Source organism: Variovorax robiniae (genome assembly GCF_037889955.1).
GTDB classification, from domain to species: domain Bacteria; phylum Pseudomonadota; class Gammaproteobacteria; order Burkholderiales; family Burkholderiaceae_C; genus Variovorax; species Variovorax robiniae.
The window spans coordinates 72,611-94,921 of sequence record NZ_JBBKZS010000009.1 but is presented as its reverse complement, the minus strand read 5'-3'; the positions used below and the strand labels follow the sequence as shown (position 1 = coordinate 94,921).

The window sequence follows — 22,311 nt, the reverse complement described above, 5'->3', positions numbered from 1 at the left end:
TGAAGGCCTCGATTCAAGGAGCCTTCGATGACCGACTTCCTCACCACCACGACCCGCCTGCAACGCGGCGAAGCGCTGCACATCCCGCTCGACCGCCTGACCACGCTGGAGATCGACAGCGGCCGCGTCGTGGTGCGCGAGCCGTTGCATTGGCTGGGCGAGACGACGCTGTCACCGTCCGTCACGCTGGCGCACGGCGAGTTCCATCGGCTGGAGCGCGGCGGTTGGGTCGCGCTGGAGGCAGGCGGGGAGGGCGCGGTGATCCGGAGCCATCGGCCCGCGCCGACCGTGTTTGCCGCGTGGCAGGCCCTGCGGCGGCGCGTCATGGCCTATGCTGCACGGCTTTCCAGAATCCAAGCTTCATGACGACCACCGCACGCAACGCCATCGCCGACCAGATCGCCGCCGAGCTGGGCCACAGCTTCGAGGGTGAGATCCGCATTGGCGGCCACTATGCCTCGGCCGTGCGCGACGGCCGCACCGTCTGGCTCAGCGGGCAGGTGCCGCGCGTCGGCAGCACGGTGGTCGTGACCGGGCGCGTCGGCGCGGAGGCCTCGCTGGACCAGGCCCGCGAGGCCGCACAGATCTGCACGCTGCGTGCGCTGGCCATCCTGCGTCAGACGCTCAGCTCACTGGACGCCATCGACAAGATCCTGCGCGTCACCGTCTACATGCAGACCGCGCCCGACTTCACGCAGCAAAGCGAAGTGGCCGATGCGGCGTCGGACCTGCTGTACCGCGTGTTCGGCGAGGCGGGCGTGCACACGCGCACCTCGGTCGGTGTCTACAGCCTGCCGAAGAATGCGTCGGTGGAACTCGACATGGTCGTGAGCACGCACGGCGACTGAATCGAATGCCTTCGCCGCCGCCCCGCGCCCGCCACGTCGTACTGCCCGCAGAGGCCCGCGTGGCGCCGCTCTACGCCGGCGCCTTCCTGGCCGATGCCTTCGCCATCGACCTGCCGCCCGATGCGCCACGCGAAACACTGGCGCTCGCGCGCTTTGCGCTGGGGAACCAGGCGCCCTGGATCGACCGCCTGATGGGCATGCGCGATGCGACGGTGAAGCTGTTCGGGCTCAAGACCTCCGGCGCACTGCGCGCCGACACCTCGCCGCGCGTCGAGTTTTTCCGCATCTACGAAACGCACGATGACGAAGTCGTGCTCGGCGAGGACGACCGGCACCTCGACTTCCGACTCTCGATGCTGCAACGGCCGTTGGCGAGTGGCGGCCGCGAGTTGGTAGCGACGACCGTAGTGCATTGCCACAACCTGCTCGGTCGCAACTACATCCGCCTGATCGCGCCCTTCCATCGCATGGTGGTGCGCTCGACGCTGGAGCGAGCGGCGAAGGGCGGCTGGTGCGCCTAGAAGATCGACAACCCGGTCTTCCCCACGAACAGTTCCAGCGCCTTCATCCCCAGCAGCGAGTTGCCCGTGACGTCCAGCGCAGGCGACCACACGGCGAGCGTGAGCCGGTCCGGCACCACCGCGACGATGCCGCCGCCCACGCCGCTCTTGCAGGGCAGGCCGATCGAGAAGGCCACGTCACCCGCCGCGTCATAAGTTCCGCAGGTCAGCATCAGCGCGTTGATGCGACGCGTCTGGCGCTCGGTGGTGACCGCCTGTTGACCGTCGATGGGATGCGCACCGTCGCGGCACAGAAATCCTGCGGCACGCGCCAGCTGCATGCACGACATGCGGATCGAGCATTGGTGGAAGTACATGTCGAGCACCGGTTCGACGTCGTTGTCCAGCTTGCCGAAGCTCTTCATGAAGTTGGCCAGCGCGTAGTTGCGATAGCCGGTCTCGGCTTCCGATGCAGCCACTTCGGGGTCGAAGGCGATGGCCTCGCCGGCCAGGCTCGACATCAGCGCCAGGATGTCGGCCTTCGCATCGCCGAGGCTCACCAGCCGGTCGGCCACCGCGATCGCACCCGCATTGATGAACGGGTTGCGCGGCTTGCCCTGTTCGCTCTCCAGTTGCACCAGCGAGTTGAACGGATTGCCCGAAGGCTCGCGCCCGATGCGTTCCCACAGTCGCTCGCCAAGATGCTGCATCGCGAGCGTCAGCGTGAACAGCTTCGACACGCTCTGGATCGAGAAGGGCTCCGCCGCATCGCCCGCGCAGGCCTCGATGCCATCGCAGGTGCGCAGCGCGATGCCGAAGCGCTCGGCTGGCACGCGTGCCAGCGCGGGGATGTAGCTGGCGACCTTGCCGCCGTGGCCCAGCATCGAGCGGATCTTCGCGTCGATCTCGTCGAGCACGGCCTGGAAGTCGGCGCGGTGGTTCATGGGGCGTGGTGGGTGTTGATGTACGCGTGGATGTTCATGCGATCTCCACCAGTATGTCCCGCACACGGTCCAGCGCCGGATCGATGTCCAGCGCGTCGATGCCGCCGAAGCCCATCATCAGCCCGTCCTGCGGCGGCGTGAAATGGAAGAAGGGCGCGATCGGATACAGCCCCACGTCGACACGCCGCGCCAGCGTGATGAGCAGCGCGATGTCCACCGGCCGCGTGCACACCGCCGCCATGTGAAAGCCCGCCGCGGGTGCCACCACCCTGAACCACGGCTCCAGGTCGCCCTCGAAGCGCGCGATGAGCTTGTCGCGTCGCAGCGCATAGGCCGCGTGGCAGCGCCGGATGTGCTTGACCAGCAGTCCCTCGTCGATGAACTTGGCCAGCGCCCATTGCTGCACCGGCGGCGTATGCGAATCGGTCAGGTGCTTGGCCGTGGCCACCGCATCGCGGATCGAGGGCGGCGCGATGAGGTACCCCAGGCGCAACTGCGGCGATATCGTCTTCGAGAAGGTGCCCACATAGGCCACGGTGCCTTGGGTGTCGAGGCTGAACAGCGTCTCGGTGGGACGGCCGGTGTAGCGGAACTCGCTGTCGAAGTCGTCCTCGATCACCACCGCGCCCAGCTCCTTCGCACGCTGCAACAGCGCCATGCGACGCGCCTGGCTCATCGGCATGCCGAGCGGAAACTGGTGCGCCGGCGTCACGTAGATGAAGCGCGTGCCCTGCGGGATTGCATCGACCACGATGCCTTCCGCGTCGACCGGCACGCCGACCACCTGCGCGCCCTGCGCCGCGAGCAGGTAGCGCATCGGCGGATAGCCGGGCTCCTCGATCGCGACCAGGCTCCCGGGCGCCACCAGCACGCGCGCCACGAGGTCGAGTGCCTGCTGCGCGCCGGCCGTCACGATCACGTCGTCGGCCGCGCATTGCACGCCGCGCGAGAAGGCGATGTGCCGCGCGATCGCCTGACGCAAGGCAGGCAGTCCTTCCGCCGGCCCGTAGAAGCCGCGCGACCTTGCGCTCTCGCGCAGGCCGTGCAGCATGCAGCGGCGCCAGTCGTCGGTGGGGAACAGTGCGGCCGAGGGCGCGCCGCCGATGAACTCGAAGCGCGCATGCGCCTCCTGGATCATGTGCCGCAGCGGCGTCGCCATGCGGCCCCATTGCTCGACCACGGCCGCGCCCGCCAGGTCCTCGGTGCGCTGCGGCGCGGGCCGCGTGGCCATGCCGGCGTTGACGAAGGTGCCGATGCCAGTGCGCGCGAGCAACAGTTGCTCGTAGGTGAGCCGGGCATAGGCCTCGGCCACGGTCTTGCGCGACAGGCCCAGTTGCTCGGCGAGCAGGCGTGTCGGCGGCAGTTGCTCGCCCGCCGCCAGCCTGCCCGTGCGGATCGCGTCCTTGAGTTGGCCATAGAGCTGGCCGGTGAGGTCCTTGCGGCCTTCGATGACGACATGCAGTTCCAAGGGTGGACTCCTCGATTCGGTCGGCATTGGCACCCTCGTGGAGGCCATCGCGCTTCGACAATTCTCTCCAGACCTCCACCACTTCAATCACTCAAGGACACACCACAATGGAAGCCCGCCTCGATTTCTACAAAGCCTCGCCCGAAGCCGCCAAGGCCATGCTCGCTCTCTCTGCCGCCGTCAGCAAGCTGGGCCTGGAGCCGCTGCTGTCGGAACTGGTCAAGCTGCGCGCCTCGCAGATCAACGGCTGCGCCTACTGCGTCGACATGCATTCCACCGACGCGCGCAAGCGTGGCGAGACCGAACGCCGCCTCTACGCCGTCGCGGCCTGGCGCGAGTCGCCCTTTTTCACGCCGCGCGAACGCGCCGCGCTGGCCTGGACGGAAGCGCTCACGCGCGTCGCCGACACGCATGCGCCCGACGCCGACTACGAAGCGCTGTGCGCCGAGTTCAACGAGCGCGAGCGCGTCGACCTCACGCTGGCCATCGGCACGATCAATGCATGGAACCGGCTGGCGGTCGGCTTCCGCTCGGTGCCGGCGGCCTGATGATGCATTGAGCAAGTTCGATCAGGCGAACGCGCCACGCCCGCGTCAACAATGCGGGCCATGAACACCCTCGACTACGCCACGGCCACCGCCACCCAACTCGTCGAAGCCCTGGCCGCGCGCCAGGTCGGCGCCCTCGAACTCTGCGATGCCGCCATCGCGCGCATCGAACAGCGCGACGGCGAGATCAACGCCGTCGTCGTGCGCGACTTCGACCGCGCCCGCGAGCAGGCCCGCGCCGCCGATGCTGCGCTGGCCCGTGGCGAGCGACGCCCGCTGCTGGGCGTGCCGATGACGGTGAAGGAATCCTTCAACGTCGCGGGCCTGCCCACCACCTGGGGCTTCGAGTTCGCCAAGGCCATCCCTGTCACGCAAGACGCGGTGGCCGTGCAGCGCCTCAAGGCCGCCGGCGCGGTGATCCTCGGCAAGACCAACGTCGCCCTGGCGCTCGGCGAATGGCAGAGCGTGAACCCGGTCTATGGCCGCACGCTGAATCCACTGGACACCACCCGTTCGCCGGGCGGCTCCTCCGGCGGCGCGGCGGCGGCGGTGGCTGCGGGCATGGTGCCGCTCGAACTGGGCTCCGACATCGGCGGCTCGATCCGCGTGCCGGCGCATTTCTGCGGCCTCTACGGCCACAAGCCCAGCGTGGGCCTGTTGCCAGGGCGCGGCCATGACTTCCCTGGTGCGCCCAGTGGCGCGGCCGACGTGATCGCCGTGATCGGACCGCTGGCGCGCAGTGCCGACGACATCGAACTGGCCCTGGACGTGCTCGCCGGCCCCGACTTGGACGACGCTCCCGCATGGCGCCTGCAACTGCCGCCAGCACGTGATGTGCAGCCGAACGGCCTGCGCGTGCTGGTGATGACCACGCATCCCTGCGCCCGTGCCTGCGCCGATGTGCAGGCAGCCGTCGAGCGCACCGCCGACCGCCTCGCCAAAGCCGGCGCGCAGGTCAGCCATGGCAGCGAGTTGCTGCCCGACCTCGAAGCGCTGCACAAGTCGTACCTCGCCATGCTCAAGACCATCGTCACGCGCGGCGCACCCGATGCGCCGCCGTCGATCCCGTCCCACGAGTGGCTCTCGCTGCTGGACCGCCGCGCGCGGCTGCGCGAGACCTGGCGCAAGCTCTTCGCCGCCTTCGACATCGTGCTGTGCCCGCCCTACGGCACGGTGGCGTTTCCGCACATCCCGGGTCCGATCGACTGGCACACGACCATGCTGGAGATCGATGGCGAATCGACGCCCTACCAGCATCAACTGGCCTGGGCCGGCCCCGCCACCTTCGCCGGCCTGCCCGCCACGGTCGCGCCCGTCGGCAAGACAGCGGACGGCCTGCCCATCGGCGTGCAGATCATCGGCCCGCTGCTGGAAGACCGTACGCCGATCGCCGTGGCGCGCTGGCTGCAACTGAATCCATAGAGCGCGCGGAAGAAGTCGCGCGGACGCGCGCTTCGCCGTGGACTTGTCCATGGCGCAGGACGCTGCGGAAAGATGTAACGCCCGCCGCCACCGGCCGGGTTTTCCCGGTGTGGCCTAATATCGCCCGGACATTTTTTTACCGGAGCCCACCATGCCTGCCACTTTCAGAACCGAAGCCGAACGCAAAGCCACCCCCAAGCCCACCCCCGCACCGGGTTACACCCTCGCCAAGTCGGGCATCGGCCAGAAGCGCAGCCTCGAGCGCGGCACCGCCACCCGCAGCAAGAAGAACCCCGGCAAGCGCGCCAAGAAGGGCGGCTGAACAAAGCCCACCCCCGAAGCGCCTGCGGCGCCTCCCCCTCGAGGGGGCGCACCCAGCGGCCCGGCAAAGCCGGTTCCGCGGGTGCCCACGAACAGAACTGCTCGCTGGGTTTCATGCATCGGGGTCACGCAAATCAGGCCGCCTTCGAGGCGGCCTTTTTTACGTCCGCAGCAGGCGCCCTGCGCCGGTTCACCATCACGATGCCCAGCCCCACCCCGGCCAGCGCCAGCACCAGCCGCAGCGTCAGCGGCTCGCCCAGCAGCATCACGCCGAAGGCCAGCGCGAACAGCGGCGTCAGGAAGGTGAAGGACGACATCTGCGTCGCGGGGTAATGCCGCAGCAGCCACATCCAGGTCAGGTAGCTGGCAAAGGCGCCGATGACCGTCTGCACCGCGATCGAACCCCAGGCCATCGCGGAATACGACAAGCCCCAGGTCTCCCCGAGTGCCAGCGACATGAAGGGCGACACGGCCGCCGTCACCGCGACTTGATAGAACAGCGTCTTCTCGGCGCTGGCCGTCGCCAGCTTGGTCGCGCGGATCGACAGCGTGGTCAGCCCCCACAACATGCCTGACGCCAGCGCCAGCAAGTCGCCATGCAGTTGCCGCGGGCTGCTGTGGCCGAAGCTCTCGCTGAAGGCCAGCACCACGCCGCCGAAAGCCAGCGCCAGTCCCACCCATTGCCAGCCCCGCAACTGCTCCGACGGCGCCCAGCGCGGCAGGAACAGCGCCACCCAGAACGGCGAGGTGTAGAGGAACACCGTCAGCCGCGAGGCCGTCGTGTCCTGCAACCCGAGGTAGATGCAGCAGAACTCGCCCGCGAACAGCAGCCCTGCCAGAAGCCCGCCCGGCAAGGTGCCGTCGCGATTGAACAGCGGCACGCCGCGTGCGCGGCACCAGAGCCACAGCAGCAGCAGCGCACCCGACATGCGGATCGACGCCTGCCACAGCGGCGGCACCTCCACCACGGTGGTCTTGATGAGGATCTGTTGCAGCCCCCAGAAAGCGCAGCAGGCCACGAGCAGGCCGATGGCGCGGGTGTCGAGATGGGTCTTGCGTTCGATCATTTGCTTCTTGTGTTCACTTGCTCGTCATTCAACGAATCATTCACCGGATACGGCGCCTTGCCCCGCGTGCCGACCATCAGGTCCGGCACCACGGTCTCGACGTCCTTCGCGCCGCGTGCCGCGCTCTCCAGGCGCTTGGCCAGGTCGCGCGTCGGCACACAGCCTTGCAGATAGACCCAGCGCCGCTGCACCGTCACCCACACGCTCGTGCGGCGCACGCCCGGCACGGTGGCCAGGGCATCGCGCACACGCGGCGCCACGGCCTTGTCATAGCGATAGGCATTGCTGTCCTCGCAGCGGTGCTCGAGCCAGCAACTGGTGCCGCGCTCCAGCCGGGTGTGCATCTGGCTGCGCCGCTCGGCCTCGGTATAGAACGGCCCCAACGGCACAGGACAACCGGGCAAGCCGGATGCCACCTGGAAAAAGGGATCGTCGAACCAGTTGCGCCGCTGCGTGGGCGGGTCGCTTGCAGTCGCCGCGCCAGCACTACCTGCCGCCAGCCACGCAAGGAATGCGAGCCGGCAAAGGCCGATGCGGCAACGGGTCATCCGTCGATGGTAGCCGGGCACGGCGAGGGCCGCTGGGGCAAACTCGACGCATGCATACGGCCATTCCCATCATCGACATCTCGCCCCTGGCATCCCGTGATACGACGCAGCATGCGCGCGTCGCTGCCGAGGTCGGCGCCGCCTGCCGCGACGTCGGCTTCTTCGCCATCACCGGCCATGGCGTCGCGCCCGAACTGCTCGCCGACGCCTTCGCTGCCAGCCGCGAATTCTTCGCGCTCGACACACCCACCAAGCAGTCCATCGCCATCGGCAAGCTCGGCCACAACCGCGGCTACGTCGACTTCGGCGCCGAGGCGCTCGACGAGAAGAAGGGCGCCGACCAGAAGGAAGCCCTCAACTTCATCTGTACCGACGAGCAGACCCGCCCGCCCAATGCCTGGCCGCCGATCGAAGGCTGGCGCCCGCGCGTGGAGGCCTACTTCGATGCCGCCCTGGCCGCAGCCCGCAGCCTGCATGCGGCCTTTGCCGCCGACCTGGACCTCGCGCCCGACTTCTTCGCCGACAAGATCGACCAACCCATGGCCACGCTGCGCTTCCTGCACTATCCGGCGCCGGCCGCGGGCACGGCAGCCGAGGGCATCGGCGCTGGCGCCCACACCGACTACGGCAACGTGACCTTGCTGGCCACCGACGGTGTCGCCGGCCTGCAGGTGCGCCCGCGCAACGGCGACTGGATCGACGCGCCCGCGCTGCCTGCCGGCGCCTTCCTCTGCAACATCGGCGACTGCCTCATGCGCTGGACCAACGATGTGTACGTGTCGACGCCGCACCGCGTGCTAAGGCCGACGCGCGAGCGCTACTCGATCGCGCTGTTCCTGGACCCGAATCCGGATGCGCTGGTCAGCGCGATTCCGTCCTGCGCGCCGGCGGGCGAGGTGGCGCGCTATGAACCGATCACGGCGCAGGCGTACTTGCAGTCGCGCTTCGATGCGACCTACAAGAAGGCCTGAAGAGCGACGCTACAGCGGGTGTTCGGTGAAAAACCGCCCGCCGTGAAACAGCAGCGGCGACGCTCCGGCACGCCATGCGCAGTGCTCCACCTCGCCCACGAAGATCACGTGGTCGCCTTCGTCATACCGGCTGCGGTTGAAGCATTCGAAGCTGGCCACCGCGCCGTCAAGCAAGGGGGCGCCTGTCACGCCATCGGTGAACGGCACGTCGACCCAACGGTCCAGGCGCTTCTGCGCGAAGCGCTCGGCCAGTTCCTTCTGGTTCGCGGCCAGGATGTTGATGGCGTAGTGCGAGCCCGTGTCCAGCGCCGGCATCGACCCCGACGAGCGCGCCAGGCTCCAAAGCACCAGCGGTGGCGACAGCGACACCGAATTGAACGAATTGGCCGTGAGCCCCACCAGCGTGCCGTCGGCCGCTCGTGCCGTGACGATCGTGACGCCCGTGGCAAACATGCCGAGGGCGTCGCGGAATTCGTCGGGCGAGAAGGAGGGCGCTTGCGCCTGGGCTGGAACGGTCACGAAAGAGGCTGGAGGCAAGGGGAGTTGCATTCTGGCCGATCAGGCATGGCCGTGCCGCTGCATGGGCGGGCGCACGGCGCCATTGATGTGGCCGGGGCATCAATGCATGCCTGCGATTTCATCGATGTGTTGCGCCTGCGGGCCTACGATGAAAGCGAAAGGGTTGGCCATGAAAATCCATCTCGACATCCCGACCGTCGAAGTGATTCCGGACGATGGTTCGGACTGGGCACACGAGTCCTACAGCTCCTTGCACGCGGTCACCGCCGTGGCGCACTGGACCGTGCTGGCCGTGAGCATCGCCTTCGTCGGCTTTGCGATCCTCTCCGGCGTACTGGCGTCCTGACGCCTGCCGAAGAGCCGGCAGCACACCGCGATTGCGGACACCACGGCCGCGAACCCGGCTGCCAGCGCACGAGCCATCGCATGTCCCTCCCCGGGGAATCCGAAACAAAGCACCCGCGCGAGCAACGGGCTTGTCGCAGCGCAGAAAAGAGGTCAATCTCTCAAGGACGCTGGGGTCCGCCATTCCCGACTTGAGTCCGCGCGGGGCCGGTCCGGGCGCGGTCCCCAAGCCTTGAAAGGCTCGACGTCTCACGCAGAAGGACCGCCCATGCTGCTGCGCACTTTCTCCGCCTGGATGACCTGCTGGACCTTGCTCGCCGCTGCGCCGGTCGCTGCCGCCGCGGTCGATACAACCCGCGTGGCACAAGCGATGGCCGCCGCAGCGCGGGCTTTGCTGGACGCCACGCCGCCAGCGCAACGGCCCGAGTTGTTGCTGCCCTTCACGCTGGAGGCGCGCGGCAACTGGAACTACACGCCCCGCAGCCGTCCTGGCATCCCGTTGAAGTCGATGGCGCCACCGCAGCGCCAGGCCGCGCAACAGTTGCTCGCCGCAGCCTTGTCGGAACCCGGCCTGGTCAAGGTCCAGTCCATCATCGCGCTGGAGATCGCGCTGCGCGAGATCGAGACCTTCGGCCTGTCGCGCGATCCGGAGAACTACGCCTTCGCACTCTTCGGCACGCCGGACACCGCCGCGCCCTGGGGCTGGCGCATCGAAGGTCACCATCTCTCGCTGCACTTCACGCTGTCCCACGGCCAGGTCGTCGCAACGCTGCCGCAGTTCCTGGGCGCCAATCCGGCGCAGGTGCCACGCGACATCGCCAACGGAGGTCCGCGCAAGGGCCAGCGCGCGCTGGCCGAGGAGGAAGACCGCGCCTATGCACTGCTCGCCGCGCTCTCACCCACGCAGCGCCAGCAGGCCGTCTTCAGCGCCCAGCCCTTCGGCGACATCGTCACACGCAATGCCGCCCAGCTCGATCCTTTGGCGCCAGTGGGCCTGGCCTTCAGCGCCATGGATGCCGCGCAACAGGCGCTGCTCCTGCGCATCATCGAATCACTGGCCTCGGTGGCCGAAGCGTCATTGGCCCAGCAACGCCTGGAACGCGTGCGCGCGGGCGGCCTCGACGCCATCCGCTTCGGCTGGGCTGGTGCCACCGAGCGCGGCCAGCCGCACTACTGGCGCATCCAGGGCCCACGCTTCCTGATCGAATGGGACAACTCGGGCGGCAACCACATTCACAACGTGTGGCGCGACTTCGACGGCGATTGGGGGCGCGATGTGCTGGGCGAGCATTACCGCCGCGCGAGCGGAAGCAGCCATCGGCATTGAGCAACGCGATCAAGGGTCGAAAAGGTCAAACCTTTCAACGATCCCGCATGTGCTCGGCACAGAAGCCCTGCACGACCTTCAGCGCCGGCGTCTCCGCGACGCCTTCCAGCGTGATGAACGCGAACTGCGACGTGAGTCGCAGCGGTCGGGTGAGCTTGAGCTCCACCAGTTCGTCCCGGTCCATCAGCGAGCGCGCAACCTCGATCGCGCCGAAGAACACCGCATCCGTCGTGCGAACCACCTCCAGCAGGCAGGAAGCCTCGTCCGACTGGAACTGAATCGCGTCCATGAAGTGCACGGAGCGTCCGAAATAGCTGTTGAGACTTTGCACCGCTTCGTGACTGAGGCCGATGCCGCTCGCGCCCAGCGGGTACTGGCGCAGCGTTGAGAAGGAGACCGGTCCGCTGTCGAGCAAGGGATGCCCCTTGCGGCAAACGAAGCCGAGGCGCATCTCCGGCAGCAGGCCGACGCTCAGATCGTCGTGCGGCGGCAGCGAGCGCCGGTGGGCCACGAGTGCGTCGAGCGAGCGTGCGCGCAGGCTCTGGAGCTGCAATTCGGCCGGGCCCCCCGATAGCTGGATCTTGATCCGCGGATAGCGTTCGACCATGTGCCGGAGCAACGGCACGGCCAGCACCGCGGTTGGCGCGGGCCCCATGCCCAAGCGGACCGAGCCCATTTCCAGTCCTGCAAGCAACGCAGCGCTGCGCTTGAGTTCGGAGACCTCCAGGCCGATGCGCCGTGCGCGGGCCGCGACCAGGACACCCAGCGGCGTGAGGTCCTTTCGCCTGCCCAAGCGGTCGATGAGCGGTGCGCCGAGTTCTTCTTCCATGGCCTGGATGCTGCGGCTCAGCGCCGGCTGCGTCAGGTGGACCTGCTCCGCGGCCTTGCTGAAGGAGCCGGTTTCGACGACGGCCAGCAAATGTTCGAACTGCTGAAGATTCATTGGCGCTGCCCTGAACGCATGAGAAACAGTAATGCATCTGCAACCAATTATGCATTGGACGTTGGGGTTGTACGTTCCTAGCATTCGCGCACTACCACTTCCTGCCAAGGGTGCTTCATGGTCTCGAAACTTCCACGCTTCGCGCTCGCGATGAGCCTGGCCGCTCTGGCGGTCTCGCCCTTGCAGGCCGAGCCGGCCTATCCGAACAAGGCGATCACCGTGGTCGTCCCGGTCGCGGCCGGGGGCGCCGCCGACGGCCTTGCGAGGGCCTGGGGCGACTACATCGGCAAGGCACTCGGCCAACCGGTGGTCGTCGACAACAAGCCGGGCGCCAATGGCAGCATCGCCGCCAGCTACGTCGCGAAGCAGCCCGCCAATGGCTACACCATCCTGTTCGGCAGCACCTCCAACATGTCGCTCAACCCGTTCTCGTACAAGACGCTCACGTACGACCCGGTCAAGGACTTCGACCCGGTGCTCATGCTGGCAGGAACCTCCCAGGTGCTCGTCGCGAGTCCCGCCTCCGGCATCAGGACCCTCGACGACCTCGTCAAGATGGCGAGGGCCAAGCCGGATGCGCTCAACTACGGCTCGGCCGGCAAGGGCAACTCCACGCATCTGAATGTCGAGTTCGTGGCGCAGCACTACGGCCTGCAGATGACGCACGTTCCCTACAAGGGCGCAGCGCCCGCCATGGTCGGCCTGCTCGGCGGAGAGACGCAAATCACCGCCGACGCAATCACCAGCGTGATCCCGCAGGTGAAGAGCGGGAAGGTGGTGCCGATCGTGATCTTCGGCGACAAGCGCTCGCCGGCGCTGCCTGGCGTCCCGACCGTCTACGAGGCCGGTCTGAAGGAGTTCCCGGCGGGCGGTTGGTATGGACTGATGGTCCCGAAGGGGACGCCGAAGGATGTGATCGTGCGCCTCAATGACGAGACGAAGAAGTTCTGGGCGGATCCGGCAGTCAAGGTGCGCATGGAAGCGTTGCAGATGGACCCGCCGACCGCGCTCGGCCCGGAAGCCGTCGCGCGCACGATGCGTGAAGAGGCCAGGGTCTGGGGCCCGATCATCACGCGCCTGGGTATCCAGAACGATTGAAGGTTGCCATGTCCGCCGCACTCAAGACTCACCCTTCCATTCCGCGCCCCGCGCTTGCGCGAACGCACCTGCCTCGCAGCGAAGACTTCCTCCTGTGGTCGCCGTGCCTGCAATCCTATGGCTACCGCATCGTCGACCAGCTCTTCGCGACGCGTGTCATCCAACGCGGGCAGGACATTCGCCCGACGCCGCGCGGGGACGAACTCGAGCTCGACTACGAGCACCAAGGGCAACCGCGGTCCGTCGAGGCGTTCATGGACCGCAACAGCGTCGCGGGCCTGCTGGTCATCCGGGATGGCGAAGTGGTGCTCGAGCGCTATGGTCTCGGCCTGCGTCCCGGTGAGCGCTGGAGCACGATGTCCACGGTCAAGTCGATGACCGCGATCCTCGTCGGCGCCGCGATTCGCGATGGCGCGATCGACGACATCGACGACCCGGTGGTCCGGTACCTGCCGCAGCTGCGGGACTCAGGCTATGCCAAGGTGACGGTGAGGCAACTCATGACGATGTCCTCCGGCGTCGGCTGGACCGAGGACTACACCGACAGGGCTTCCGACGTGAACCGCTACAGCAAATCGCTCGCGGACAAGGTGCCCGGCGGCGTGCTGCGCATGCTCCAGGCCGTGCCCGGATTGCACGCGCCCGGCACGAGATGGCACTACAACACCGGCGATACCTACCTGCTCGGCTGTGTGCTGTGCGCCGCCACGAAGCGATCGTTGTCGGAGTACATGTCGGACACCATCTGGAAGCCGTGCGGCATGCAGGACGATGCCTTCTACACGCTGGAATCCGAGGACGGCCAGGAGATCGCCGGGAGCCGTGCCGGCATGTCCCTGCGCGACATGGGGCGCTTCGCCTGGTTGATTGCGTCGGACGGCGTGATGGACGGCCAGCAGGTCCTGCCGGCCGGCTGGGTGGAGAAGGTCGCCGAGCGGGCCTTCGACATCCCGCGCGACTTTCATCCTTCCAGGCTGTCGCTCGGGCTGACGGGCTACGGTTTCGGCTGGTGGCTGACCGATGACGGGGCCATGATGGCGATGGGCCATTCCGGCCAGCGCATCTACGTCAATCGGGCCGAGAAGCTGGCCCTCGTGAATCTCGCGGTCTATCCGGAGCCTCGCTACGTCAACGCCCAGGAGCACGACAGGGACGCTGAACTGCACAGCTTCATTCGCGCTTGTCGTTGAAGAGGTGCTGGACGAGTCTCGCGAGGGCGCGCGCTTCTCGGAGGACTCGCGCGCAGCTCAACCAAAGAACCAATAGCAAACCGCAATCGCGGCCACCACCCCCGCCAGTTCCGCCGCCAGTGCGCAAGCCACTGCGTGCCGCGCCCGCTGGATGCCCACCGCACCGAAGTAGACCGCCAGCACATAGAAAGTCGTCTCGGTGCTGCCCTGGATCACGGCCGCCGCCAGCGCCGGAAAGCTGTCCACGCCCTGGCTCTTCATCGTCTCGATCAGCATCGCCCGCGCCGCACTGCCGGAGAAGGGCTTGACCAGCGCCGTCGGCAACGCATCGACGAATCGCGTGTCCCAGCCGCCTTTCGTCACCACCCAGCGGATGCCGTCGAGCGCGAAGTCGAGCGCGCCCGACGCCCGCAGCACGCCCACGGCGCACAGCATCGCCACCAGGTAGGGCAGCAGGTTCTTCGCCACGTCGAAGCCTTCCTTCGCGCCCTCGATGAACTGCTCGTAGACCTTCACCTTGCGCAGCGCACCGGCCAGCAGGAACACGATCACGATGCCGAACAGCGTCAGGTTGCCCAGCAGCGAGGACAAGGCCGCCAGCGCCGCCGATGACAGCGTGCCCAGCAGCGCCATGAAGCCACCCAGCACCAGCGCGCCGGGCACGAGATACGCGAGCACCACCGGGTCCCACAACCGCAGCCGCTGCACCAGCGCCACCGACAGCAGGCCCACCAGCGTCGACGCGCTGGTCGCCAGCAGGATCGGCAGGAACACCAGCGTCGGGTCGGCCGCGCCCTGTTGCGCGCGGTACATGAAGATCGTCACCGGCAGCAGCGTGAGCGAGGACGCGTTCAGCACCAGGAACAGGATCTGCGCGTTGCTCGCGGCGGTCGCGCTCGGGTTCAGCGTCTGCAACTCGCGCATCGCCTTCAGCCCGATCGGCGTGGCCGCGTTGTCCAGCCCTAGCGCGTTGGCCGCGAAGTTCATCGTGATCAGGCCCAGCGCCGGATGGCCCGCCGGCACCTCCGGCATCAGGCGCCGGAACAAAGGCCCGAGCAGGCGCGCCAGCCAGCCGACCAGCCCCGCCGCCTCGGCGATGCGCAGCAGGCCCAGCCACAGCGTCAGCGTGCCGAACAGCAGCACCATCACCTCGACCGCGAGCTTCGCCATCGCGAACAGGCTCTCCACCACGGTCGCGAACACGGTCGCGTCGCCGCCAAGCAGCCACCGACCGAACGATGCCACGGCCGCGACGAGAAAGAATCCGAGCCACAGCCCATTGAGCATTCGTTGGTCCCTTGCTGAAAGATGCCAGTCGATCATAGGGGCGGGCTCGTGCGGCCTTGCCATCGAACGCATGCGGGCTCACGCAGCGGGTCGAGACAGACGCAAAAAAGCCGGGAGATCGTGCGTGACGATCATCCCGGCTGATTCACCCGGCGGAGCCTCCAGAACTGGTTGCTGCCGCCAAATGTTGGCGAAGAATTGTTCTTGCAGACCGTCCCCGCGCCGTGGCGCAGCGTCGGTCCGGCAAGCTCAATCAGGCCTTGCGAGCAGCGCGACGTGCCGGCTTGGCAGCGACGGCGACTTCGGCCACTTGTTCAGCGACCACACCCAGGCGGGCTTCAACAGCCTTGGCGCCTTCGGCAACCTTGTCGGCGATTTGCGTGGCCAGCGAAGCGACGGGCGCGTTGATGGCGCGCACGGCGTCGAGCTTGACGAATTCGAACGACGATTCGACGCGGGCCACGTTGGCTGCAACCTTTTCGATGGCGCTGTCGGCGCGCTTGGCGATCAGGTCGATGGCCTGGTCAGCCTGGCCGTAGGCGGTTTGCACGCCCTTGAGCATGAAGCCCGACAGCACTTCCTGTGCGTTCACGAGTTGCGACTTGACCTGGTCGTTGACCAGCGGCAGCGAACGGGCTTCCAGGGCCGACACGAAACGGGTCTTGGCGTCGCCGAGCAGACGCTCGATGGTGGCGCTGTAGGCCTTGTTCAGGGTCTTGCCAGCAGCGCTGTACTGGGCGACGACGTGGGTGGCGGCGGTGGCGAGGGATGCGTTCGACATTTTCTTTTCCTTGTGGATCAGGGTTGGTATGAACGAATCTTCTCGCCGAAGGCCTAGTCGGCAAAAGCTAGAACCGGTGGATAGTTGGAGCAGATGCTCTAGAAACGGAGCGCTTTCGCGCGAGCCTCACACCTCGATGAGCAACCTCGGCTGGAACGCCTCCTGCTCCCCCTTGCTCCGATAGCCCAAGGGATTGGCGATCACCCGGCAGCCGTCCTTCACGTAGTCGAAGGCGCAGTGCAGGTGGCCATGCAGCCAGACCTTGGCCAGCGGCAGCAACTCGTCGAGCGAATTGCAGAAGCCCGCGGTGCCCGGCGACAGCCCGTAGCGCGGATCGGCACTCGCCAGCGTGGGCGCGAAATGCGTGATCGCCACAGTCGTGCCCTCGAAGGGCCGGGCCAATTCATCGCGCAGCCACTGCTGGCAGAGCAGCGAATGCTCCCGCAATTCCGCCGCCATGAACGGCTTCCCGTCGCGCACCGTCGCCGCCTTCTCCAGGTAGAAATCGGCCGCGCGCATCGCCTTGCCGCGCGCCTTCAGCAGTTCGGTCATGCCGCCAGCCGGGTCCGCCAGTGCGTCGAAGTCGCTCCACAGCGTGGTGCCGATGAAGCGGATGCCGTCGATCACCAGCGTCTCGCGCTCCAGCCATTGGATGTCGAGCGCATTGCAGGTGGCGCGCAGGCGCGCGTGCACGGCGTCGAAGTCGTCGCCGTCGTACTCGTGGTTGCCGGGCACATAGATCACCGGGCACGGCCAGCCATGGCGCGGCGAGAAGCGCCCCAAACCGAAGTCCGGCTCCGTCAGGCGCGAACCGTCTTGATAGGAGCCGATGTCGCCGGCCAGCACCAGCAGGTCGGCGCCCGGCGCGGCTTCCGCCTCGAAGCGCGGGTGCGATTCCAGGTGCAGGTCGGACAGGAGTTGAAGCTTCATGACCGTATCTTCGCCGGCAACACGACTTCGTCGGCGGACTTCGCGAACGCCACCTCGGCCGCGCGCGCCAGTGCATCGCGCAGCCACGCATGCGCCTGGCCGTACTGCGTGCGCCGATGCCAGACGGCGTCCACATGCACCAGGGGCTGGTCGAAGGGCAGCTCTCGCAGCTCCAACTGGTCGGTGATGCCGGTCACGTTGACGAAGTGGCGCGGCATCACGGCGAGCAGGTCCGAGCTGGCGACCACGCGGCCGGCCGTGTAGAACTGGTTCACCGTGACGGTGATGTGCCGCTCGCGTCCGAACGCGCTCAGCGTCTGTTCGATGAAGCCATAGGGCCGCCCGGAGAAACTGACCAGCAGGTGCCGCGCGGCACAGAAGGCGTCCAGCGTGAGCGGCTGGCTCGCCAGCGGATGGCCGCGCCGCATCACGCAGACGTACTGGCCGAGGTAGAGCCGCTGCGTCTCGAAAGGCACCGCCACGCCCGACTGGCCGCGCGCCGTCATCGCCGCCAGCACCGCCGGGAAATACCCGACCGCCATGTCCGCGCCTTCGTTCTCCAGCATCTGGCGCGGATCGCGTGTGGTGAGCGGCACCACGCGCAAGGAGACGGCCGGCGCCTCGCGCTCGATGATCTGCACCAGGCCGGGCACCAGTTCCGCCGCCGTGGCATCGGCCATGGCCAGGATGAAGGCGGTATCGGCCGTGGCCGGCGTGAAGTCGCCCGGCGCCAGCACGTGCTGCAAGTGGCGCAGCGCGTCCCGCACGGTCGGCCACAGCGCCAGCGCGCGCGGCGTCGGCTCGACACCCGCACCCGAGCGACGCACCAGTTCATCGCCCAGCAGGTCGCGCAGACGCCGCAGGGCGTTGCTCACCGCGGGCTGTGTCAGGGACAGGTTGCGGGCGGCGCGCGTCAGGTTGCGCTCTGCCATCACCTCGTCGAAGACGCGCAGCAGGTTGAGATCCAGTGTGCGAAAGTTGACGTTCATCATTTTAGTGAATGATAAACATCAGAAATATAAAGTGGCGGCGTACTAGGGAAACCCCTAAGATTCACCCATCGGCTCACCACCCAACGCAATTTTTCAGAGGACTCACCATGACCGCCTTCGTCAACGCTAACCACCCCACGATCCACCCTGGCGTCGAGCGCGCCGAGGTCCTGTTGAACATGGTCAACGGCAATTCCCGCCGTGCTGGCACGCGTCACGTGATCGCTTTCCTGCTGGTGGCTGCGGTTTCGTCGGCACTGGTGGTTGCAGAAGCCCTGGTGACCAACTGGGACGAAGGCAGCCTGCTGGTCGCCTGGGCCGTGCTCTGCGCCGCGTTGTTTGCCGGTGCCGCCCTCTACGCCGACCTGCTGGTCGCCGGCGTGAAGCGCGTTGGCGAGGTCCTGAGCGCCGGCGCCGAAGCCCGTGCCGCCGCCCGCGCCGATGCGCTGTTCCTGGCCTCCGCCGAAAGCGACCCGCGCATCATGGCCGACCTGCGCGCAGCCATCGCCCGCAGCAAGGCTGAACAAGAACTGACGGAAGTCGCCCCGGCACCGGTCCGCAAGTCCACGCTGACCGCGATGCACGAAACGCCTTCGCTGTATGTGGCTCTGGCCCGCGTTCAGTCTGGCCACTTCCACTGATCAACTGCTGTCACGCATGAAAAAACCGCCCGAGGGCGGTTTTTTTGTGTCCGTCGAAACCGAAAGACTCACGCCTCGAGACGTTCCTCGATCGCTGCCTTGGTGGCCGGCAGCTCCTTCGGCAGGTGGTGCGCCAGTTGCGCGAACAGTTCCTCGTGCAGCTTGAGTTCGTCGCGCCAGGCCGACTTGTCGATGCTGGTCACCGTGTTGAACTGCTCGGCGCTGAAGTCCAGTCCGGTCCAGCTCAGGTCCTGGTAGCGCGGGCTTACGCCGAAGACGTGTTCCTGGCCGTCGGCCTTCTGTTCGATGCGCTCGATCATCCACTTCAGCACGCGCATGTTCTCGCCGTAGCCGGGCCAGACGAACTTGCCGTCGGCGCCCTTGCGGAACCAGTTGGTGGTGTAGATCTTCGGCAGCTTGGCGCCAGCGGCGTCGAGCTTCTTGCCTAGGTTGAGCCAGTGCTGGAAGTAGTCGCTCATGTTGTAGCCCATGAAGGGCAGCATCGCGAACGGGTCGCGGCGCACCACGCCGGCTTGGCCGGTGGCGGCAGCGGTGGTTTCCGAGCCCATCGTGGCGGCCATGTAGACGCCTTCGACCCAGCTGCGGGCTTCCGTCACCAGCGGCACGGTGGTGGAACGGCGGCCGCCGAAGATGAAGGCGTCGATGGCCACGCCCTTCGGGTCGTCCCAGGCTTCGTCGAGCGCCGGGTTGTTGGTGGCGGCCACGGTGAAGCGGGCGTTCGGATGCGCGGCCTTGGCGCCGGTTTCCTTGGCGATGGCGGGCGTCCAGTCCTTGCCCTGCCAATCGATCGCGTGCGCGGGCGCGTCGCCCATGCCTTCCCACCAGACGTCGCCGTCGTCGGTAAGCGCGACGTTCGTGAAGATGGTGTCGCGCTCGACGCTCTTCATGCAGTTGGGGTTGGTGAGCGCGTTGGTTCCCGGTGCCACGCCGAAGTAGCCGGCTTCCGGGTTGATGGCGCGCAGGCGGCCGTCGGGCTGGGGCTTGATCCAGGCGATGTCGTCGCCGATGGTCGTGACCTTCCAGCCGTCCAGGCCGGCCGGCGGGATCAGCATCGCGAAGTTGGTCTTGCCGCAGGCGCTCGGGAAGGCGGCGGCGACGTGGTACTTCTTGCCCTCGGGATTGGTCACGCCGAGGATCAGCATGTGCTCGGCCAACCAGCCTTCGTCGCGGCCCATGTTCGAGGCGATGCGCAGCGCGAAGCACTTCTTGCCCAGCAGCGCGTTGCCGCCGTAGCCGGAGCCGTAGCTCCAGATCTCGCGCGTCTCGGGGTAGTGGACGATGTACTTGGTCTTGTTGCAGGGCCAGGCCACGTCCTTCTGGCCGGCTTCCAGCGGTGCGCCGACGGTGTGGATGCAGGGCACGAAGTCGCCATCGACGCCGAGCACGTCGTACACGGCACGGCCCATGCGGGTCATGATCTTCATGTTGACCGCGACGTAGGGGCTGTCGGAGAGTTCGATGCCGATGTGGGCGATCGGCGAGCCCAGCGGGCCCATGCTGAAGGGCACCACGTACATGGTGCGGCCCTTCATGCAGCCGTCGAACAGGGGCTGCAGCGTGGCGCGCATCTCGGCCGGGGCCATCCAGTTGTTGGTGGGGCCGGCGTTTTCCTTCTTTTCGGAGCAGATGTAGGTGCGGTCCTCGACACGCGCCACGTCGCTCGGGTCGGAAGACGCGAGATAGGAGTTCGGCCGCTTGACCGGGTTGAGCTTCTTGAAGGTGCCGGCGTCCACCAGTTGCTGGCAGAGGCGGTCGTACTCTTCAGTGCTGCCGTCGCACCAGTAGATGCGTTCGGGCTTGCACAGCGCGGCCATGTCGGCCACCCAGGCGATCAGTTTCGCGTTCTTGACATATGCGGGTGCTTGAATGGTGAGGCCATTCATCACGGGTGCGTTCATCGGAAATCTCCTGGTCTTTGAAAATCGTCTTTTCGAACGGACCTGGGCGCAGCTGTGCGCAAAGACCGTTGGAGAAAACGTTTTCTTCCGGAGCCCGGTATCGCATGAGGGGAGGCGAGGGACAAGGCCGGGGGCCGCGCAGGCCGGCCGGCCAAGGGCCGATGTCAGGCCATGAACACGGCGATGGACGCCAGCAGCAGCATCAGCACGCCACCCACGATCGGGAGCACGAGCGGCATGAGGTGAACGATGGATTCGACGGCATCGTGTTCGACGACAGCGTCTTGGCCCGGCTGGACGGGGGTGGGGTTGGACATCAGGGATACCTCAGGTTCGCAAAACTGGCACGCATTTTAGGGGCAGGCTCCAGCGCATCATGTCAGGGTCCGCCCCCCGGAAGTGTGCGACTTTTGGCCTATAGCCAAGCTGACTCAAATCAATTCGCGGTGCGTCGGCCGGGCACCGAAAACGAATCAACGGCCCGCTATCGCTGCTCTTCGGCCGCGAAACCGGCCGCGTGCAGCGCATCGAGCACCGACGCCAGGTGCGTCCGTCCCCGGGTTTGCAACACCAATTCCACATCGACGTTCTGCGCCGCCAGCATGGTGAAGGCCCGCTGGTGGTGGACCTCGTCGATGTTGGCGCCCGCTTCGGCCACGGTGGCCGTGATGTGGGCCAATGAGCCGGGCACGTCGCGCGCGCTGACCCGCACCCGGGCCAGTCGGCCGGCCCGCACCATGCCGCGCTCGATGATGGCGGCCAGCAGCAAGGGGTCGATGTTGCCGCCCGACAGCACCAAGCCCACCCTCTTGCCGCGGAAGCGCTCCGGGTGGCGCAGCAGCGCGGCGAGGCCTGCCGCGCCGGCGCCCTCGACCAGCGTCTTCTCGATTTCAAGCAGCATCAGCACGGCCTGCTCGATGTCGCCCTCGTCGACCAGCAGCAGGTCGTCGACCTGCGTCTTGATGATTTCGCGCGTCAGCACGCCCGGCGTGCCCACCGCGATGCCCTCGGCGATGGTGCTGTTGCCCTGTGGATGCTGCGTGCCCTTGACGGCATTGACCATCGCCGGGAAGCGGGTCGTCTGCACGCCGACGATCTCGATGCCCGGCTTGATCGCCCGCGCCGCCACCGCCATGCCCGCGATCAGCCCGCCGCCGCCGACCGACACCACCAGCGTGTCCAACTCCGGCACCGCGCCGAGCATCTCGATCGCCACCGTGCCCTGGCCGGCGATGATGGCCTCGTCGTCATAGGGATGCACGAAGGTCAGGCCCTCGCGCTCGGCGAGTTCGAAGGCATGGGCACGGGCGCCTTCCAGCGTGTCGCCATGCAGCACCACCTCGGCGCCGAAGCCGCGCGTGCGCTCGATCTTCACGCCGGGCGTGAAGCGCGGCATGACGATGAGCGCGCGCAGGCCGAGGCGCTGTGCGTGGTACGCCACGCCCTGCGCGTGATTGCCGGCCGACATCGCGATGACGCCGCGCACGCCGCTTTCCGACAGGTCCACCAGTTTGTTACAGGCCCCGCGCTCCTTGAAGGACGCTGTGAACTGCAAATTCTCGAACTTGAGGAACACCTGCGCGCCCACGATTTCAGAGAGGGTGCGCGATTCCACGCAGGGGGTGTCGAGCAATTGCCCGCGCAGTCGGGCGGCCGCCTTGGCGATCAGATCAATTTCAACCATGTCGGGAATTGTGGACGG

Annotated in this window: 25 protein-coding genes; 12 read left to right on the top strand and 13 right to left on the bottom strand. The window is 67.3% G+C overall.

The window, feature by feature from the left end; all coding sequences use genetic code 11:
• The first annotated feature begins 27 nt into the window (after positions 1–27).
• From WKW79_RS20905 to WKW79_RS20895, 3 genes are read left to right on the top strand one after another with little or no spacing between them, the layout of a single operon-like run.
• Positions 28–366 carry a hypothetical protein gene (locus WKW79_RS20905; protein ID WP_340337125.1) on the top strand — a complete coding sequence of 113 codons (339 nt, stop codon included), beginning with the start codon at positions 28–30 and terminating at the stop codon, positions 364–366.
• Entirely contained in the window at positions 363–848 is a 486-nt protein-coding gene (locus WKW79_RS20900; protein ID WP_340337124.1) for a RidA family protein, read from the top strand. The genes WKW79_RS20905 and WKW79_RS20900 overlap by 4 nt, the downstream gene beginning before the upstream one ends.
• 5 nt (positions 849–853) lie before the next feature.
• Positions 854–1,369, top strand: coding sequence for a DUF2867 domain-containing protein (locus tag WKW79_RS20895; protein WP_340337123.1), 516 nt, complete (start codon positions 854–856; stop codon positions 1,367–1,369).
• Here WKW79_RS20895 and WKW79_RS20890 read toward each other — a convergent pair.
• The gene (locus tag WKW79_RS20890) at positions 1,366–2,292 is read right to left on the bottom strand and encodes a glutaminase (RefSeq protein WP_340337122.1); all 927 of its coding nucleotides are present in this window, start codon (positions 2,290–2,292) and stop codon (positions 1,366–1,368) included. The genes WKW79_RS20895 and WKW79_RS20890 overlap by 4 nt on opposite strands.
• A gap of 34 nt (positions 2,293–2,326) precedes the next feature.
• On the bottom strand, positions 2,327–3,760 hold the full coding sequence (gene pdxR, locus WKW79_RS20885; RefSeq protein WP_340337121.1) for a MocR-like pyridoxine biosynthesis transcription factor PdxR: 1,434 nt from the start codon (positions 3,758–3,760) through the stop codon (positions 2,327–2,329).
• A 107-nt stretch (positions 3,761–3,867) separates the two neighbouring features.
• Here pdxR and WKW79_RS20880 point away from each other — a divergent pair, with 107 nt between their 5' ends.
• From WKW79_RS20880 to WKW79_RS20870, 3 genes are all read left to right on the top strand, one after another.
• Positions 3,868–4,308 (top strand): carboxymuconolactone decarboxylase family protein, encoded by a 441-nt coding sequence (locus WKW79_RS20880; RefSeq protein WP_340337120.1) that lies wholly within the window; start codon positions 3,868–3,870, stop codon positions 4,306–4,308.
• Between the two features lie 60 nt (positions 4,309–4,368).
• Positions 4,369–5,730, top strand: a complete 1,362-nt coding sequence (locus WKW79_RS20875; protein WP_340337119.1) for an amidase family protein — start codon at positions 4,369–4,371, stop codon at positions 5,728–5,730.
• A gap of 151 nt (positions 5,731–5,881) precedes the next feature.
• Entirely contained in the window at positions 5,882–6,052 is a 171-nt protein-coding gene (locus tag WKW79_RS20870) for a hypothetical protein (RefSeq protein WP_340337118.1), read from the top strand.
• 133 nt (positions 6,053–6,185) lie between these two features.
• Here the strand turns inward: WKW79_RS20870 and WKW79_RS20865 are convergent, their stop codons facing one another.
• Both WKW79_RS20865 and WKW79_RS20860 read right to left on the bottom strand, forming a co-directional pair.
• Positions 6,186–7,118 (bottom strand): DMT family transporter, encoded by a 933-nt coding sequence (locus WKW79_RS20865; protein WP_340337117.1) that lies wholly within the window; start codon positions 7,116–7,118, stop codon positions 6,186–6,188.
• Positions 7,115–7,666 carry a BON domain-containing protein gene (locus tag WKW79_RS20860; protein WP_340337116.1) on the bottom strand — a complete coding sequence of 184 codons (552 nt, stop codon included), beginning with the start codon at positions 7,664–7,666 and terminating at the stop codon, positions 7,115–7,117. The genes WKW79_RS20865 and WKW79_RS20860 overlap by 4 nt, the downstream gene beginning before the upstream one ends.
• Before the next feature lie 50 nt (positions 7,667–7,716).
• On the opposite strand from WKW79_RS20860, the gene WKW79_RS20855 reads away from it, so the two are divergent.
• Positions 7,717–8,637 carry an isopenicillin N synthase family dioxygenase gene (locus tag WKW79_RS20855; RefSeq protein ID WP_340337115.1) on the top strand — a complete coding sequence of 307 codons (921 nt, stop codon included), beginning with the start codon at positions 7,717–7,719 and terminating at the stop codon, positions 8,635–8,637.
• Between the two features lie 9 nt (positions 8,638–8,646).
• Here WKW79_RS20855 and WKW79_RS20850 read toward each other — a convergent pair whose 3' ends face one another.
• Complete coding sequence (locus tag WKW79_RS20850; RefSeq protein WP_340337114.1) at positions 8,647–9,186, bottom strand: flavin reductase family protein; 540 nt, start codon at positions 9,184–9,186, stop codon at positions 8,647–8,649.
• 139 nt (positions 9,187–9,325) lie between these two features.
• Here WKW79_RS20850 and WKW79_RS20845 point away from each other — a divergent pair, with 139 nt between their 5' ends.
• A complete protein-coding gene (locus tag WKW79_RS20845) occupies positions 9,326–9,502 on the top strand; it encodes a hypothetical protein (RefSeq protein WP_340337113.1) in 177 nt (58 codons plus the stop codon).
• Positions 9,503–9,769: 267 nt separating this feature from the next.
• The gene (locus tag WKW79_RS20840) at positions 9,770–10,828 is read left to right on the top strand and encodes a DUF3500 domain-containing protein (protein WP_340337112.1); all 1,059 of its coding nucleotides are present in this window, start codon (positions 9,770–9,772) and stop codon (positions 10,826–10,828) included.
• A gap of 34 nt (positions 10,829–10,862) precedes the next feature.
• On the opposite strand, the gene WKW79_RS20835 is transcribed toward WKW79_RS20840, so the two are convergent.
• A complete protein-coding gene (locus WKW79_RS20835; RefSeq protein ID WP_340337111.1) occupies positions 10,863–11,771 on the bottom strand; it encodes a LysR family transcriptional regulator in 909 nt (302 codons plus the stop codon).
• Between the two features lie 117 nt (positions 11,772–11,888).
• Between WKW79_RS20835 and WKW79_RS20830 the strand changes: the two genes are divergently transcribed.
• Both WKW79_RS20830 and WKW79_RS20825 read left to right on the top strand, forming a co-directional pair.
• Complete coding sequence (locus tag WKW79_RS20830) at positions 11,889–12,869, top strand: Bug family tripartite tricarboxylate transporter substrate binding protein (protein ID WP_340337110.1); 981 nt, start codon at positions 11,889–11,891, stop codon at positions 12,867–12,869.
• Positions 12,870–12,877: 8 nt separating this feature from the next.
• A complete protein-coding gene (locus WKW79_RS20825) occupies positions 12,878–14,059 on the top strand; it encodes a serine hydrolase domain-containing protein (RefSeq protein ID WP_340337109.1) in 1,182 nt (393 codons plus the stop codon).
• Between the two features lie 57 nt (positions 14,060–14,116).
• Here the strand turns inward: WKW79_RS20825 and WKW79_RS20820 are convergent, their stop codons facing one another.
• The 4 genes from WKW79_RS20820 to WKW79_RS20805 all read right to left on the bottom strand — a co-directional run bounded on the left by WKW79_RS20820 (position 14,117) and on the right by WKW79_RS20805 (position 18,046).
• Positions 14,117–15,346, bottom strand: coding sequence for a nucleoside recognition domain-containing protein (locus WKW79_RS20820; RefSeq protein WP_340337108.1), 1,230 nt, complete (start codon positions 15,344–15,346; stop codon positions 14,117–14,119).
• Between the two features lie 253 nt (positions 15,347–15,599).
• Complete coding sequence (locus WKW79_RS20815) at positions 15,600–16,127, bottom strand: hypothetical protein (protein WP_340337107.1); 528 nt, start codon at positions 16,125–16,127, stop codon at positions 15,600–15,602.
• A gap of 126 nt (positions 16,128–16,253) precedes the next feature.
• Positions 16,254–17,057, bottom strand: a complete 804-nt coding sequence (locus WKW79_RS20810; protein WP_340337106.1) for a metallophosphoesterase — start codon at positions 17,055–17,057, stop codon at positions 16,254–16,256.
• Entirely contained in the window at positions 17,054–18,046 is a 993-nt protein-coding gene (locus tag WKW79_RS20805; protein WP_340337310.1) for a LysR family transcriptional regulator, read from the bottom strand. Before WKW79_RS20805 ends, WKW79_RS20810 begins: the two co-directional genes overlap by 4 nt.
• Before the next feature lie 110 nt (positions 18,047–18,156).
• Here WKW79_RS20805 and WKW79_RS20800 point away from each other — a divergent pair, with 110 nt between their 5' ends.
• Complete coding sequence (locus WKW79_RS20800) at positions 18,157–18,690, top strand: hypothetical protein (RefSeq protein WP_340337105.1); 534 nt, start codon at positions 18,157–18,159, stop codon at positions 18,688–18,690.
• 68 nt (positions 18,691–18,758) lie between these two features.
• Here the strand turns inward: WKW79_RS20800 and WKW79_RS20795 are convergent, their stop codons facing one another.
• The 3 genes from WKW79_RS20795 to WKW79_RS20785 form a co-directional block, all read right to left on the bottom strand.
• A complete protein-coding gene (locus tag WKW79_RS20795) occupies positions 18,759–20,609 on the bottom strand; it encodes a phosphoenolpyruvate carboxykinase (GTP) (protein WP_340337104.1) in 1,851 nt (616 codons plus the stop codon).
• A gap of 164 nt (positions 20,610–20,773) precedes the next feature.
• The gene (locus WKW79_RS20790) at positions 20,774–20,926 is read right to left on the bottom strand and encodes a hypothetical protein (RefSeq protein ID WP_340337103.1); all 153 of its coding nucleotides are present in this window, start codon (positions 20,924–20,926) and stop codon (positions 20,774–20,776) included.
• 167 nt (positions 20,927–21,093) lie between these two features.
• A complete protein-coding gene (locus WKW79_RS20785; protein ID WP_340337102.1) occupies positions 21,094–22,293 on the bottom strand; it encodes a threonine ammonia-lyase in 1,200 nt (399 codons plus the stop codon).
• Positions 22,294–22,311: the final 18 nt, after the last annotated feature.